This is a genomic window from Bradyrhizobium sp. WSM1417 (assembly GCF_000515415.1).
Classification (GTDB): domain Bacteria; phylum Pseudomonadota; class Alphaproteobacteria; order Rhizobiales; family Xanthobacteraceae; genus Bradyrhizobium.
Window position 1 is genome coordinate 5,628,324 of record NZ_KI911783.1, and the last position, 13,208, is coordinate 5,641,531.

The 13,208-nt window shown below is 65.1% G+C and carries 17 protein-coding genes; 8 read left to right on the top strand and 9 right to left on the bottom strand.

Going from position 1 to position 13,208, the window contains the following annotated elements:
- The first annotated feature begins 133 nt into the window (after positions 1–133).
- The 3 genes from BRA1417_RS0127535 (at position 134) to BRA1417_RS0127545 (ending at position 2,395) form a co-directional block, all read left to right on the top strand.
- Positions 134–832 carry a winged helix-turn-helix domain-containing protein gene (locus tag BRA1417_RS0127535; protein ID WP_027518559.1) on the top strand — a complete coding sequence of 233 codons (699 nt, stop codon included), beginning with the start codon at positions 134–136 and terminating at the stop codon, positions 830–832.
- Between the two features lie 85 nt (positions 833–917).
- A complete protein-coding gene (locus BRA1417_RS0127540) occupies positions 918–1,928 on the top strand; it encodes an alpha/beta fold hydrolase (RefSeq protein ID WP_027518560.1) in 1,011 nt (336 codons plus the stop codon).
- A gap of 215 nt (positions 1,929–2,143) precedes the next feature.
- Positions 2,144–2,395 (top strand): GCG_CRPN prefix-to-repeats domain-containing protein, encoded by a 252-nt coding sequence (locus BRA1417_RS0127545; RefSeq protein WP_007603074.1) that lies wholly within the window; start codon positions 2,144–2,146, stop codon positions 2,393–2,395.
- 149 nt (positions 2,396–2,544) lie between these two features.
- Here the strand turns inward: BRA1417_RS0127545 and BRA1417_RS0127550 are convergent, their stop codons facing one another.
- Together BRA1417_RS0127550 and BRA1417_RS0127555 are read right to left on the bottom strand one after the other, a co-directional pair.
- Positions 2,545–2,823, bottom strand: a complete 279-nt coding sequence (locus tag BRA1417_RS0127550; protein WP_027518561.1) for a twin-arginine translocation signal domain-containing protein — start codon at positions 2,821–2,823, stop codon at positions 2,545–2,547.
- A 136-nt stretch (positions 2,824–2,959) separates the two neighbouring features.
- On the bottom strand, positions 2,960–3,274 hold the full coding sequence (locus tag BRA1417_RS0127555; RefSeq protein WP_027518562.1) for a hypothetical protein: 315 nt from the start codon (positions 3,272–3,274) through the stop codon (positions 2,960–2,962).
- Positions 3,275–3,401: 127 nt separating this feature from the next.
- Here BRA1417_RS0127555 and BRA1417_RS0127560 point away from each other — a divergent pair, with 127 nt between their 5' ends.
- Positions 3,402–4,049, top strand: a complete 648-nt coding sequence (locus tag BRA1417_RS0127560) for a glutathione S-transferase family protein (protein ID WP_027518563.1) — start codon at positions 3,402–3,404, stop codon at positions 4,047–4,049.
- A gap of 90 nt (positions 4,050–4,139) precedes the next feature.
- Entirely contained in the window at positions 4,140–4,292 is a 153-nt protein-coding gene (locus tag BRA1417_RS44990; RefSeq protein ID WP_007603069.1) for a hypothetical protein, read from the top strand.
- Between the two features lie 10 nt (positions 4,293–4,302).
- Here BRA1417_RS44990 and BRA1417_RS0127570 read toward each other — a convergent pair whose 3' ends face one another.
- Positions 4,303–4,650 carry a hypothetical protein gene (locus tag BRA1417_RS0127570; RefSeq protein ID WP_027518564.1) on the bottom strand — a complete coding sequence of 116 codons (348 nt, stop codon included), beginning with the start codon at positions 4,648–4,650 and terminating at the stop codon, positions 4,303–4,305.
- A gap of 121 nt (positions 4,651–4,771) precedes the next feature.
- Complete coding sequence (locus tag BRA1417_RS0127575; protein ID WP_027518565.1) at positions 4,772–6,304, bottom strand: acyl-CoA carboxylase subunit beta; 1,533 nt, start codon at positions 6,302–6,304, stop codon at positions 4,772–4,774.
- 149 nt (positions 6,305–6,453) lie between these two features.
- Between BRA1417_RS0127575 and BRA1417_RS0127580 the strand changes: the two genes are divergently transcribed.
- From BRA1417_RS0127580 to BRA1417_RS0127590, 3 genes are all read left to right on the top strand, one after another.
- On the top strand, positions 6,454–6,858 hold the full coding sequence (locus tag BRA1417_RS0127580; RefSeq protein ID WP_027518566.1) for a DUF4260 domain-containing protein: 405 nt from the start codon (positions 6,454–6,456) through the stop codon (positions 6,856–6,858).
- 140 nt (positions 6,859–6,998) lie between these two features.
- Positions 6,999–7,592 carry a hypothetical protein gene (locus BRA1417_RS0127585; RefSeq protein WP_027518567.1) on the top strand — a complete coding sequence of 198 codons (594 nt, stop codon included), beginning with the start codon at positions 6,999–7,001 and terminating at the stop codon, positions 7,590–7,592.
- Positions 7,593–7,671: 79 nt separating this feature from the next.
- Positions 7,672–8,667, top strand: coding sequence for a dienelactone hydrolase family protein (locus tag BRA1417_RS0127590; RefSeq protein WP_027518568.1), 996 nt, complete (start codon positions 7,672–7,674; stop codon positions 8,665–8,667).
- A gap of 107 nt (positions 8,668–8,774) precedes the next feature.
- Here BRA1417_RS0127590 and BRA1417_RS0127595 read toward each other — a convergent pair whose 3' ends face one another.
- The 5 genes from BRA1417_RS0127595 to BRA1417_RS0127615 form a co-directional block, all read right to left on the bottom strand.
- The gene (locus BRA1417_RS0127595; protein WP_027518569.1) at positions 8,775–9,431 is read right to left on the bottom strand and encodes a carboxymuconolactone decarboxylase family protein; all 657 of its coding nucleotides are present in this window, start codon (positions 9,429–9,431) and stop codon (positions 8,775–8,777) included.
- 61 nt (positions 9,432–9,492) lie between these two features.
- Positions 9,493–10,350 (bottom strand): class D beta-lactamase, encoded by an 858-nt coding sequence (blaOXA, locus tag BRA1417_RS0127600; protein ID WP_051448391.1) that lies wholly within the window; start codon positions 10,348–10,350, stop codon positions 9,493–9,495.
- Between the two features lie 109 nt (positions 10,351–10,459).
- On the bottom strand, positions 10,460–10,720 hold the full coding sequence (locus BRA1417_RS0127605; RefSeq protein WP_007603059.1) for an EscU/YscU/HrcU family type III secretion system export apparatus switch protein: 261 nt from the start codon (positions 10,718–10,720) through the stop codon (positions 10,460–10,462).
- Positions 10,717–12,321 carry a flagellar hook-length control protein FliK gene (locus tag BRA1417_RS0127610; protein WP_027518571.1) on the bottom strand — a complete coding sequence of 535 codons (1,605 nt, stop codon included), beginning with the start codon at positions 12,319–12,321 and terminating at the stop codon, positions 10,717–10,719. Before BRA1417_RS0127610 ends, BRA1417_RS0127605 begins: the two co-directional genes overlap by 4 nt.
- Positions 12,322–12,378: 57 nt before the next feature.
- Positions 12,379–13,173 carry an ATP12 family chaperone protein gene (locus BRA1417_RS0127615; protein WP_027518572.1) on the bottom strand — a complete coding sequence of 265 codons (795 nt, stop codon included), beginning with the start codon at positions 13,171–13,173 and terminating at the stop codon, positions 12,379–12,381.
- Positions 13,174–13,208: the final 35 nt, after the last annotated feature.

Here is a 13,208-nt window from a genome sequence, read left to right on the forward strand (position 1 = left end):
TCGAGACGCGCGCAAGAGCGCGCTCCTCAGGTGAGGATCGAGATTTCAGTTTTGCTACGCCGTTCGCTCGCAATGACGAGCAACCCCACGCTACGCGCTTGCCCCACCGCAATGCTTCGGCTATCATCGAAGCATGAAATCAGGTCCAGACATCGCCATGATCGCCTCGCTCGTCGGCGATCCCGCACGCGCCAACATGCTCACGGCGCTGATGAACGGCCGCGCGCTCACCGCAAGCGAGCTGGCGCAGGAGGCCGGCATCACGCCGCAGACCGCGAGCTCGCATCTTTCCAAGCTCGAGGCCGGTGGCCTGATCGAGCCGGAGAAGCAGGGCCGCCACCGCTACTATCGCCTCACCGACGACGACGTCGCCGGCGTGCTGGAGGGCCTTGCGGGCCTCGCCGCACGGACCGGCCATATGCGCGTGCGCACCGGCCCGAAGGATCCGGCGCTGCGGCGCGCGCGGATCTGCTACGACCATCTCGCCGGCGATCTCGGCGTGCAGATGCTCGACACCCTGCGCGCGCAAAACCTGGTCAGGCAGAAGAAGCAGGAGATCGAGCTGACGGCGGAGGGCGAGCGCTTCCTGGCGAAGCATTTGCAGATCTCGCCCGACATGCTCGCCCATCCGCGCCGGCCGGTCTGCAAGGCCTGCCTCGACTGGAGCGAGCGGCGCCACCATCTCGCCGGCACGCTCGGCGCCGCGATGATGCAGCGTTTCGCCGAGCTGAAATGGGCCGCCCGCGACGCCACGCCCGGCAGCCGCGTGGTGAATTTTACGCGCACCGGCGAGAAACAGTTCGCCGCGTTGTTCGGTGACGGGAAGGACTGAACACAAACGCGTGTGAACTGACGTCTCTCGCTTGACCCGGCCATCCACGTGTTTATGGCCACGGTTGTCACACACAGAGACCCCCATGATCCGCCTCCTTCCGACGGCGCTCGTCGTCGCCCTGATCGCCTCTGCGCTCACCTCCACGCGCGCCGCCGACACCGCCCCGCGCGAGCCTTACGGCATCGCGCTCGAAGGCTTTGCCTATCCCTATCCCGTGCACCTGCTGCCTGTTGTCAATGACGGCGAGCAGCTCAGAATGGCCTATATGGACGTGCCGCCTGCGCAGCCGAACGGCCGCACCGTCGTGCTGCTGCACGGGCGCAATTTCCCGTCGAGCTACTGGGCGCCTGTTATCAAGATGCTGAGCGAGGCCGGCTTCCGCGTCGTGGTGCCGGACCAGATCGGCTTCGGCAAATCCTCCAAGCCGATCGGCGAATTGCATTTCGACACTCTGGCGCGCAACACCATCGCGCTGCTCGATCACCTCAAGATCGACAAGGCCGAGATCGTCGCCCATTCGCTCGGCGGCATGCTGGGCGTCCGCATCGCCCGGGCCTTTCCGGACCGCGTCGCCCACCTTGTTCTGACGGCCCCGATCGGGCTGGAAGACTACCGCCTCTATGTGCCGCCGACTCCGACCGAGAAGATCATCGAGACCGAGGACAAGCTCACGGCCGAGGGCTATCGCAAGCAGCTCCAGACCAACTATGCAATCAAGCTGCCGCCGGACGCGATCACGCCGTTCATCGACGCCCGCTTCAACATCAAGGGCAGCCCTGATTATTCGCGCTGGCTGCGCGCCTTCGTCAGTTCCGGCCAGATGATCTATCGCGAGCCGGTGGCGCACGAGATCGCACTGATCACCGAGCCGACGCTGTTCATCATGGGCGCCGACGACCACAACGCACCGGGCCGACCGAACGCGCCCGAGGCGCTGCGCGCGAAAATGGGAGAGAACGCCGAGCTTGCGAAGGCACTCGCGGCGAAGATGCCGAATGCGCGGGCCGAGGTGATCCCGGACACCGGCCATCTCGTCTTCCTGGAGGCGCCTGAGAAGTACAAGGAGCTGGTGCTGGGTTTTCTCGGCCGCTAGCGACATTGCTGTCGTCCGGAGCCGCGTGCGGGGAATGTTCATGCCGCATTCAGGTCATGATTGGCAGATTTGGCTCGCGTCGTATCGTCATGTTGCGATTTTAACGTGTCGAATCGTGTCTTTTGATTCATGGTGCGCCGAAAGCGCCAAGCCCTCCTAGAACCTGCCCCAATCCTGCCCCCAAAACCTACCCCAAGGACGAGAAGGAAGACCAAATGAAATACCTGTTTGCCGCCGTGATGCTCGCCAGCGCGGTCGTTGGTTTCAGCGAGGCGGCCAGCGCCGCCGGCGGTTGCGGCCCCGGCTGGTATCGCGGCGCCTATGGCGGCTGCCGCCCGATGCGCGGTCCGGTCGTTGTCCGCCCGGGTCCGATCGTGGTTGCGCCGGCCCCTGTCGTGGTCGTGCCGCGCGCGCGCGTGTGCCCCTACGGCTTCCGCTGGTACGCCGGCCGCTGCCGCCCGTTCTGATCTCGTTTTTTTCGCATAGCGAAACGGCCGCGCGGCGAAAGCCTGCGCGGCCATTTTCTTTTTGAGCGCCTGACGTCGCACCGGGATGTTTCGAATCAGAACGGGGACCGTGATCGCGGTCCCCGTTCAAGCCTCGCTTAGCGCAACGCTTACCAATGGCGGCGGTGCCAGCGCCGGCGATGCCAGCCCCGGTGACGGCGGCGCCAACCCCAATGACGGTGATGGCCGTGCCAGTGCACCTGCTCCGGCTTCAACTGCGCGGCTTCATCGCTGCTCGTGACTGCGGGATGAGCGTCGGGATTGCCTTGCGGCTTGCTGGGATCACCGAGCGGCTGCGGCGCCAGCGGCGCGGCCTGTGCGGCGGTCGTGAACGCGGCCGCTCCGGCCGCAACACCGATTGCAACTTTCAAAAAGTTCCGGCGCTCCATGACTTCTTTCCTCTTGGATGGTCGTGCCAGTGATGCAGAGGAAGTGTCGCGGTGATGACATGAACCGAAGCTGAATCGCGCGTTCAGCTTCGTCGCGTAGGTGGCAGGAGAATTCGCAGCGCCGTAGCCCGGTGCTCTATTTCCCGAACTCCTGCGCCAGCACCAGCAACTCGCGCGTGCGCGTCACCTCGGGCCAATCGCGGTTGAAATCAGCCACCAGCTGCGTCAGCGCACCGCCCTTCAGCATGGCCTGCAGCGCAGCCTCGCTCTCGAACTGATACATCGCCTGATGCAGTGACGGATCGTCGAGGCTCCAGAATCGCCAGGCCTTGCTCACACCGAAGGCCTTCATCGCGTCGGGCAGATGTTCGGTCTCGTACCATCTGTCGAAGGCGGCGCGCTTGCCGGCATCGGTGACGATGGCGCGGACGACGAAGAAGGCTGACGGCATCGGATTTCCTCCTGTTGGTTGGGGTGAGACTAGCCGGTTACGCCGACGACGACAAAAAGAGTTGGCGACCGTGTCGGACCGCGCGCCCCTCGTCCGTCCTATGCGCGAGACAGCACGGAGACGACCTATGGCCGACCTCACCCTCACCACCTTCGACTGGGTTCCCCCGCCCCCGCGCGGTTTCGTGCGCGACCTTCGGGTGCGCTGGGCGCTCGAAGAGGCCGCATTGCCCTATCGCGTCGCGAGCGCGCCGTTCGACGGGCGCGGCGCCGAGCATCTTGCGCACCAGCCGTTCGGGCAGGTGCCGTGGCTGACCGACGGCGATCTCTCGATCTTCGAGAGCGGCGCGATCCTGCTGCATCTCGGCGGCCTCAGCGCGAAGCTGATGCCAACAGATCCGCGCGGCCGCAACCAAGCCACGGAATGGCTGTTCGCCGCGCTCAATTCGGTGGAGATGGCGAGCCTGCCCTGGTCGATGTCGAAGTTCATGGGTCATCCGAGCGATACGGCCGCGTGGAAATTCGTCGACGACTTCCTCAAACTCCGCCTCAAGCACATGGAGGCGGTGCTGGCCAACCGCGAATGGCTGGCAGGCACGTTCTCCGTCGCCGACATCCTGATGTCGGACGTGCTGCGCATCGTCGATCAGTTCGATGGGCTCGCGGACAGTCCCGCCTGCCGCGCCTACGTCGCGCGCGCCACCGCCCGCCCGGCCTTCGCCAAGGCCCACGCCGACCAGATGGCGCATTTCGCTGCGGCGGACGCGACCCGCTGACGCAGCGCGGGGTGTGACGTGCCTCACATAATGAATCCGGCGATGGCCGTAGGGTCACGGCCATCAAATCAACCCTGCGGAAGGTGACACATGGCCCGCATCGCATATCTCAGAGACCAGCTTGCCCGCGCCGAACGGCTGGCAAAGGCGATCCTCGACCGGCAAACCGCGGAGCAGCTTCAGGCGTTTGCAGCCGAATGCCGCGAGGAGCTGCAGGTTTTGTCGCGCAGGGTTGCGGCGTAAGGCTGCTCGGTTACACGAGCTTCATCGGCGTGTCGGCGACCACGCGAAGGTCGATGCGGCTGATCAGTTGAGACCGAAGCGCCTCCGCATCGCCGATGGCCTCGTCAGTCTGCCGCAGCGTACTGACGTTCGAGCCGAGCGAGACGATTCCGCCGAGCACGAGAGCTACCGAGCCGAGCGCGGCGGTCTGCCCCGTCCCGAGCAGACCGAGGATCGTGATCAGCAACAGTGCAGCCCCGCCGCCGATGGCAATCTTGGATGCCAAAATATACTTCCGGCATCGCTCGGCAGTCTCGGCCAGCGCCGCAATCCGGTCTTCAATGTCTGAAATCTCGTCGGTCGGATCGTCTTCGGTCATCGGATTCGGATCGAGGATGCCAAGTCAGAAACAAGATCAGTAGCCCGCATGAGCGAAGCGACATGCGGGAGTCGGATAGAGAACCCGGATATCGCTACGCTCATCCGGGCTACAAGTCCGCTTACAACGGCAAATTGTCGTGCTTCTTCGCCGGCGTTTCCACTTTCTTGTCCTTCAGCATCGACAGCGCCCGCGCGATGCGCTTGCGGGTCGAGTGCGGCATGATGACGTCGTCGATGTAGCCGCGCTCGGCGGCGATGAAGGGGGAGAGGAAGCGGTCTTCGTATTCCTTGGTGCGCGCGGCGATTTTGTCGGGGTCGCCGATGTCGGCCCGGAAGATGATCTCGACCGCGCCCTTGGCGCCCATCACCGCGATCTGGGCGGTCGGCCAGGCGTAGTTCATGTCGGCGCCGATCTCCTTGGAGGCCATGACGTCGAAGGCGCCGCCATAGGCTTTTCGGGTGATGATGGTGACCAGCGGCACGGTGCACTGCGAGTACGCAAACAGCAGTTTCGCGCCGTGCTTGATCAGGCCGCCATATTCCTGCGCGGTGCCGGGCAGGAAGCCCGGCACGTCGACGAAGGTGACGATCGGGATGTTGAAGGCATCGCAGAAACGAACGAAGCGCGCCGCCTTCCGAGAAGCGTCGCTGTCGAGCACGCCGGCCAGCACCATCGGCTGGTTGGCGACGAAGCCGACCGTGCGGCCCGCGATGCGGCCGAACCCGGTGACGATGTTCTTGGCAAAGGCATCCGCGATCTCGAAGAAGTCGCCCTCGTCCACGACCTTGAGGATCAGCTCCTTCATGTCGTAGGGCTTGTTCGGATTGTCGGGGATCAACGTGTCGAGCGACATGTCGACCCGGCCGATGTCGTCAAAGCTCGGCCATTCCGGCACGCCGTCGGTGTTGTTGGATGGCAGGAAGTCGATCAGGCGGCGCATCTGCAACAGCGTCTCGACGTCGTTCTCGAAGGCGCCGTCGGCGATCGAGGAACGCGTGGCATGCACGGAAGCGCCGCCGAGCTCTTCCGCCGTGACGACCTCGTTGGTGACGGTCTTCACGACGTCGGGGCCAGTGACAAACATGTAGCTGGTGTTCTTCACCATGAAGATGAAGTCGGTCATCGCAGGCGAATAGACGTCGCCGCCGGCGCAGGGGCCCATGATGACGGAGATCTGCGGGATCACGCCGGAGGCGAGCACGTTGCGGCGGAACACGTAGGAATAGCCGGCGAGCGCTGCGACGCCTTCCTGGATGCGGGCGCCGCCCGCGTCATAGAGGCCGATGATGGGCGCACGCGCCTTCATCGCCATGTCCTGAAGCTTTGTAATTTTCAGCGCGTGCGTTTCCGACAGCGAGCCGCCGAACACCGTGAAGTCCTTGGCGAAGACAAAGGTCTTGCGGCCATTGACGGTGCCCCAACCGGTGACGACGCCGTCGCCGGGCACCTTGTTCTTCTCCATGCCGAACTCGGTGGAGCGATGCTCGACGAACATGTCCAATTCCTCGAACGATCCCTTGTCGAGCAAGAGCTCGATGCGCTCGCGCGCGGTCAGCTTGCCGCGGGCGTGCTGCGCCTCGATGCGCTTCTCGCCGCCACCGAGCTTTGCGCCGGCGCGACGGTCTTCAAGGGCGTCCAGGATATTCTTCATTTGCTCCCGCCAGTTCTTAGCCTAAATGCGATTGCCGGGGGTTCTAACACGGCATTTTGCGGGCCGGGAAGCGGCTTTCGGTCCCGCAGGGCTGCCTTGCCGCAGCGGGAAAGCGCAAGGAATTTCAAAGTTTTGCCTGGGAGACGAGCATGGCCGAAGGAGCGGCCGAGACCGGCGCGGCGACGGGCGGCGTCAACACCCTGCTGCGGCTGGAGGGCCTGACCCTGTTTGTGGGGATGGTGATGCTCTACTGGGCCTGGGACGGCTCATGGCTGGTGTTCGCACTGCTGTTCTTCGTCCCCGATCTCAGCTTCCTGGCATACCTGTCGGACGCCAAACTCGGCGCGATGGTCTACAACGCCGCCCACAGCTACATGGCGCCGGTCGCGCTGCTGACGCTCGGCTTCGGCCTCGCCTCGCCGCTCACCCTGTCCATCGCCTTGATCTGGCTCGCCCATATCGGTATCGACCGGGCGCTGGGCTATGGCCTGAAATATTCGGCCGGGTTCGGCTTCACCCATCTCGGCCGGATCGGCCGGCAGAAGGATACCTGACGCAGTTGCAAATCTGGCCCTGCCCGGTTGACCGGGCGCGGCGATTCAGGCTTGCTCCAAGCTTGCGATCAGGCGCCGAATGTTGCGTGAGCTCAGTCGGTACGGCGGCGGTCATCATTTCCGGCTGCAAGCATCACCTCATGTCCGCGACGGTCGTTCCACTGCCGCCGAACCCATCGTCCGAAACCACCGACTTCCTGCGGCGCATGGCCAGCATGGTGTCGGGGCGGAACGGCGAGATGCTGCTGCGCGCCGCCGCGCTGATCGAGTCGCTGACGCAACGGGCGATGTCGGCGGAACGCCTCTATCACCGGGAGCACGAAGAGAACACGCGCAACAGCGAGCTGCGCGAGGCCGGTGAGATGGCGTCCGACGCCATGGTCAAGCAAATCGACGGGCTGCGCAGCCAGCTTGCCGAGGTCACCGCGGCCGCGGCGGCCGAGCGCGCGGCATTCGATGCCGAGCGCGGCAAGCTGCTCGGCCTGATGCAGCAGGCCGAGAGCCATATCGGCCAGCTCACAAGCGAGCTGGAGACGCTGCACGCCTCGATCGACAGCTACAACGAGACCGCCATCTCCGTGCCGATCGAGGTGCTGCGGCTGGCGCGCACCCAGTTCGATTTCCTCTCCGCCGGCTTTGCGCGCAAGGGCGACGTCATCTCGCAGGCGATGAGCGAAATTGGCGGTTTTGCGATCGACCAGGCGTTGACGGTGAAGAAGGCCGATCCCGCCTGAGGCGGGCCGCCGGCTTGCGTCAATTTGACAGCGCGCAGGCCCGTTGTTCTACTCACTGAAAATCACGGGGGAGGATCCGATGCCGACGGCATTCCGCGTCGCCATGGCGCTCTGCATTTCAACGCTGTTCGCCGGCATGGGCGCCAACGCGCAATCGCTTCCCAGGGAAGTCGCTACCCGCGCCGAGATCTACCCGATCCCCTCGCTCACCCTCTCCGACCAGCAATTCCTCAGCGGCGACGCCGCAGCCGGAAAGCCGGTGACGGTCGCCGGCGAACTGCGCGTGGCGCAAGGCAGCGGAAAACTCCCCGTCGTGGTGCTGATGCACGGCTCGAGCGGCGTCGGCGCCACGACCGAAGCCTGGGTGCACGCGTTCAACGCCATGGGCATCTCGACCTTCGTGATCGACGGCTTTACCGGCCGCGGACTGACGGTGGTGGGGCCGAACCAGGCCCTGCTCGGCCGCCTCAACCTCGTCGTCGACATCTACCGCTCGCTGGAGATCCTCGCCAAACATCCCCGCGTCGATCCTGATCGCATCGTGCTGATGGGCTTTTCACGCGGCGGACAGGCGACGCTCTATGCGAGCCTCAACCGCTTCCACAAGCTCTGGAACAAGTCCGGCATCCAGTTCGCCGCCTACATTCCGTTCTACCCCGACTGCTCGACGACCTATCAGAACGACACCGACATCGCCGCGCGCCCAATCCGCATCTTCCACGGCACGCCCGACGACTACAATCCCGTGAAGAGCTGCAAGGCTTTCGTCGAGCGACTCAAGACGGCCGGCCGCGACGTGGTGCTGACCGAATACCCCGACAGCGCGCACGGTTTTGACAGTGGGCTGCTCGGCGTCAAGACGGTTGCCGTGTCCACCGGCGCGCAGACGGTGCGCAACTGCCAGATCCGCGAAGGCGATGGCGGCGTGCTGATGAACGCCGATACGAAAGCGCCGTTCACCTACCAGGATTCTTGCGTCGAGCTCAATCCGCATGTCGGCGGCAATCCAGCGACAGCCGCCGAGTCGCGCAAGGCCGTGGTGGAGTTTTTGCAAGTGTTGTTCAAGCTGGGTTAGGCCAGCGCAACATACTCCGTCATTGCGAGCGCAGCGAAGCAATCCAGAATCTTTCCGCCGAGGCAGTCTGGATTGCTTCGTCGCTTCGCTCCTCGCAATGACGAAGGCTACGGCTCGCCTGGCTTGAACGGCTCCTGCTTGTCCGGCGGCACGGTCTCCTCGGCCATTGCCAGCAGCATCGCGACCATCACGTAATTGCCGGCGACTGCGGTGAGGTCGACAATCTGCTGGTCATTGAACACCTTCTTCGCGCGCGCATAGGTTTCGTCGCCGACCTTCCTGGTCGTGGTGAGTTCGGTGACGAAGTCGTACACGACGGCCTCGTCCTCGGCCATATTCGCAGGCCGCTTGTTGGCCTTCAGCTCCGCGATGATCTCGGGCGACAGACCCGCCTTCGCCGCGAGCGGCGCATGGGCGTACCACTCGACCTGCGAGCGCCATTGCCGCCCGATGATCAGGATCGCGAACTCGTTGAGTTTTGTCGGGACCGAGGTCTCCCAGCGCAGATAGTGGAACAGGTCGAACAGGCGCTGGCCGAGCACCGGGCTGCGGATCATCGGATTGTAGGGACCGCCGATGCCGACGCTCGAGACCTTCATGATCTGCTCGCCGAGCGGCTTCTGCTTGGCGTCGAGCTGGTCCATCGTGAGTTGCGGAAAGCGCGGCTCCCTGCTGGTGGCGGGACCGGCAAACATTGTAGCGGCGAGCCAGCCGCCCGCCGCGGCGAGTGTGAGCGACGACAGCCAGAGTGGCGTTGAGTTCATGTTGTCCTCCCGGTTTTTCTTGACCGGGGGATGCTAGTCGAGCAACGCCAGCGTGATAGCGCTAGATCGTGCCGATCTCGGCAAGGCAGGCTTGCGTCAGGGGCATGCGCTCGCCGACCAGATGCGGCTCCTTGCAGTCCATATTGAGCGCGAACACGGTGTGCGCTTCGCCCTTCTCGGCCCAGCCCACCATCCAGCCCAGCGATGGCTCGCCGCGCTCGGCGCCAAGCAGCCCGGACTTGGCGCGAATGACGCTATTGCCGACCTTGGTCACCGGCAGGATGTCAGCGACGAGATCCTGACTGCGCTTCGAAATCGGCAGCGCGCGGCGGCGCAGCCTGTCGACGAAATCGACCTGCTCGACCGGATCGATGCGCAAGGCGCCGGTGAGCCAGAACTGGTCGATGCCGCCGCCGATGTCGCGATTGCCGTAGTCGAACAGATCGACGTATTTCTGCATGCGCTCCTGTCCGATCCGGCGCGCGATCTCCTGATAGACCGGCACCGCGCTGACGAGAATCGCGCTGCGCAGCGTGTGGTCCTTGTTCCAGGCCTCGATCGGACGCTTCACGCCGTCCCAGGGAAATACGTCCTTGTCGGGGTCAGTGACGACGCCAGTTTCGAGCGCGATCAGCGAGTTCGGAATCTTGAAGGTCGAAGCCGGCAGCTTCGCCTCGCCCGAACGTTCCTTGTCGCTGGCGACGACCAGATAGTCCTCGACCTTGTAGCCGACGAACGTCCCGGCCGTGCCGAGGTCGGTGAAGCGCTTTGCGAGGCTGTCACGGATCTCGTTGCGCGGCGGCGCGACATGGGCGAATGCACGCGCTGGCAAAGCGGCAGCTGCGGCGAGAAGGCCGAGGGTGGAACGGCGAGTGAGCAAGGGCGATATCCGTTGAACGATGAAAGCGGCCGCGACCATGCAGCAACTATCGTGGTGAAACGATGACAGGTTATTTCTTAAGCATGATCTCTTCAGAAAACCGCTGCACTCTTTGCGCTAACGCGGCCCTTCGGGTCTGGATCATGCTCTACCGCCTGCCCGACAACCGCAGCACGAACACCAGCACTTCGGCGACGGCCTTGTAGAGGTCGGGCGGGATCTCCTCGCCGAGTTCGACCTTGGACAGCGCACCGGCCAGGATCTCGTTCTCCTCGATCGGGATGTCATTGGCCTTCGCGATCTCGACGATCTTTTCGCCGATCGTGCCCTTGCCCTTGGCGACGACGACCGGCGCGTTGCTGCCCTTCTCGTAATGGAGCGCAATCGCAAGCTTCGACGGGTCGCTCATGTGGCGAGATCCAGGAAGTGACCGGCGCGGGCCGGTGCGGGCTGTGGCGGGGTGCCATCGCGGACCAGGATGTCACCGGGCTTGAGCTCGGCCCTGGTCAGGGCCTGGTTGAGCTCGCCGATTCCGGCGCGGAGCTGCTGTGCGGTCGCCGGCCGCTCCGCCCACATCCGCACAAAGGTCTTGTCGCCATTCAGCGTAATCAAAGCATGCACGGGGCCGGCCGGCTCGACATTGAGTGTGAACCGCGCGCGCCAGGCTCGCTTGGCGGGATCGGCGGATTCATTGCCGCCATCGCGCGAGATCTCGAACTGCGCCATTGCGGTGCCCTGCGGCGTTGCGAACGGAATCTCGAAATTCCACTGCGGCACAGTCGGATCGATCCTGTGACCGCTGGCGTCGGTGCGATCGGGGAGCGAAGCGACCTGGAGCAAGGTCTGGCGCGCGAGCGCGGCATCGGTATCGTCGAGCAGGCGGTGCACGGTGGCAGCGAGCGGCGTATCTGGCACGAGTGACGGCGAGGCGATGGCTTGCGGTACCGGCAGCGCGCCGCGAACCGGTGGTGGCGTCGCGCGCGCGGCGGCTTCGAAGACGTGTCCATCGGGCACGGCCTTGTTCGAGCCCCGCAAATTACCCATCATGCGCGGCAGGTTTTGCGTGATCTCTTGCAGGAGGCTCGCGGCGAGACCTGCGGTCATGGTCCGCGGCATCGCGGCCTGCGGCGCACCGCCAGCGGCGTCCGCCAATACAGAGGCTGCAAGATTGGCGCTGCGCGGCATTTGCGGTGGTTGGGCGGTCCCGGGTTCGGTTGCGGACAATACGGCCTGTGCAGCCTGCGTCTGCGCGGGAGCGACCTGCGGTGCCGCCACGGTACCAGCTGGAAGGACGGCACCTTGCGTCTGTGGCGCCGTCTCGAGCGTCGTCAGCGTCTGCCGCAGCACCAGCAGCGCGGCCTTCAAATCCGGCATCGTGCCCGAGGACGGCGTCGTGCCTGCCGCGAGCGAGGCCTCGAAGAGCAGCCCGGACTTCTGGAAGGCGGATTCGATGTCGCCGCCTTCGAGTCCGGTGTTGAGCGGCGTCTGCTGCGCCAGCACGCCCAACATCGCCTGCTTCAGCCCCGCCGGAAGATCGCTACCGGTGACGACCGCGGCCAGATTGGCGAACAGCGGCGCCTGGCTGCCCTGCTTCACCACGGCTTCGGCCGAAGCTGTGGTGACAGCAGCCTGTTCGGATGGGGTCAGGGCATTGCGGGCCGCGCCCACTGACGGCGCAATCGGCGGGCTGTCCACCAGCGAGGCCGCAGCCGGCGTCAGCGTGACTTGGTCGGCGGCCGCCTCGCCTGCCCCGCCCGTGACGGCGAGCCGGATGGTGCCGCCGTTCTGCGACACCGCAAGCTGGAGATTTTGTCCTGGTGTCAGCGCCACCTCGGACATCACATCCATCGAGAGGTTGGCGATCGCGATCCGCACCAGATTATCGGCGAGCACGCTGACCACTCGGGCGTCGACCACGCTGCCGGCCTGCAGCACAAGATCGGGCGTCGCCGCGTCAGCAACAGGGCTGGCGGCACTGACGGGAAGAATCGAGCTTATCGGCGTCGGCATGGCGAGGGGCCCAGGGAACGCTGGCCCCCACCCTAAGGCCGCCTCGTAAACCTCTCGTTAAGGACCTTTGGCCGCAGGCGGCTTCACAGCGGCCAAAACCGCCACGGCAGCCTCGAAATCCCGCAGGCGGGCGGCGCGGCGCGCGGCCGCTTCCTCGTCCACGCCCCATTTCTCGGCGTTCCAGTCCTCGTCGACATAGGCTGCCGCCCAGACCTGGCCGGCATCGCGCACGCCATGGGCCAGCGCCAGCGCCAGCAGCGCCGAGCCGGTCAGAGTGGTAATCACGTGGAGGGCGGCGACCGACCAGGCATCCTCCGGCAGCGCGGCGCGCGCAGCTCGGACAGCCTCATCCGGCTGCGTCACATGCATGATGCCTTCGGACAGGATGAAGTGCGCCCCCAGGGTCTCCGCGGCCCAGAACAGCACGGGATCCCAATGCGCAGCTTCGCGGGCGACAAGCCCCTCGGGATGGCCGGCGCGATAGAACAGCAGATCGGACTGGAGATATTTTGCGAGGTCATCCGTGACGAGGTCGACGCGGTCGACGACGCCCTCGACCACGCTATTGGCGATCCGCGTCAGCGGCATGGTCATGGGCTTGATCGTCTCGTTCTGATCCGCCCATTCCGCAGCCACTGCGTCGGCCAGCGCGCGCGAAGGGATGATCACCTGGCGGCCGGATGGCGTGCGGATCGCCTTGCCGTCAAGCGTGATGACAAAGCCGCCCTCAGCCTCAGCGACCCCCACCTCCTTGTAGAAGCGCTTGCGCAACGGCACGCGCGCGGCCTGGCGAACCAATTCCTGCGGATCAAGCGGGGATCGCCCCGCAGCTTCATCAAACAATTCGCGCATCTCGTTCCGGTCCCTGTTCAGTCACCAACCCTTCC

Excerpts from the sequence above, each read along its gene's own strand:
- BRA1417_RS0127590 (WP_027518568.1), top strand. The coding sequence starts at position 7,672 with ATGCCGACGGCATTCCGCGTCGCCATGGCGCTCTGCATTTCAACGCTG.
- BRA1417_RS0127585 (WP_027518567.1), top strand. The coding sequence starts at position 6,999 with ATGTCCGCGACGGTCGTTCCACTGCCGCCGAACCCATCGTCCGAAACC.
- BRA1417_RS0127615 (WP_027518572.1), bottom strand. The coding sequence starts at position 13,173 with ATGCGCGAATTGTTTGATGAAGCTGCGGGGCGATCCCCGCTTGATCCG.
- BRA1417_RS0127535 (WP_027518559.1), top strand. The coding sequence starts at position 134 with ATGAAATCAGGTCCAGACATCGCCATGATCGCCTCGCTCGTCGGCGAT.
- BRA1417_RS0127570 (WP_027518564.1), bottom strand. The coding sequence starts at position 4,650 with ATGACCGAAGACGATCCGACCGACGAGATTTCAGACATTGAAGACCGG.
- BRA1417_RS0127580 (WP_027518566.1), top strand. The coding sequence starts at position 6,454 with ATGGCCGAAGGAGCGGCCGAGACCGGCGCGGCGACGGGCGGCGTCAAC.
- BRA1417_RS0127550 (WP_027518561.1), bottom strand. The coding sequence starts at position 2,823 with ATGGAGCGCCGGAACTTTTTGAAAGTTGCAATCGGTGTTGCGGCCGGA.
- BRA1417_RS0127605 (WP_007603059.1), bottom strand. The coding sequence starts at position 10,720 with ATGAGCGACCCGTCGAAGCTTGCGATTGCGCTCCATTACGAGAAGGGC.
- BRA1417_RS0127545 (WP_007603074.1), top strand. The coding sequence starts at position 2,144 with ATGAAATACCTGTTTGCCGCCGTGATGCTCGCCAGCGCGGTCGTTGGT.
- blaOXA (WP_051448391.1), bottom strand. The coding sequence starts at position 10,350 with ATGGTCGCGGCCGCTTTCATCGTTCAACGGATATCGCCCTTGCTCACT.
- BRA1417_RS0127575 (WP_027518565.1), bottom strand. The coding sequence starts at position 6,304 with ATGAAGAATATCCTGGACGCCCTTGAAGACCGTCGCGCCGGCGCAAAG.
- BRA1417_RS0127610 (WP_027518571.1), bottom strand. The coding sequence starts at position 12,321 with ATGCCGACGCCGATAAGCTCGATTCTTCCCGTCAGTGCCGCCAGCCCT.
- BRA1417_RS0127595 (WP_027518569.1), bottom strand. The coding sequence starts at position 9,431 with ATGAACTCAACGCCACTCTGGCTGTCGTCGCTCACACTCGCCGCGGCG.
- BRA1417_RS0127540 (WP_027518560.1), top strand. The coding sequence starts at position 918 with ATGATCCGCCTCCTTCCGACGGCGCTCGTCGTCGCCCTGATCGCCTCT.
- BRA1417_RS44990 (WP_007603069.1), top strand. The coding sequence starts at position 4,140 with ATGGCCCGCATCGCATATCTCAGAGACCAGCTTGCCCGCGCCGAACGG.
- BRA1417_RS0127560 (WP_027518563.1), top strand. The coding sequence starts at position 3,402 with ATGGCCGACCTCACCCTCACCACCTTCGACTGGGTTCCCCCGCCCCCG.
- BRA1417_RS0127555 (WP_027518562.1), bottom strand. The coding sequence starts at position 3,274 with ATGCCGTCAGCCTTCTTCGTCGTCCGCGCCATCGTCACCGATGCCGGC.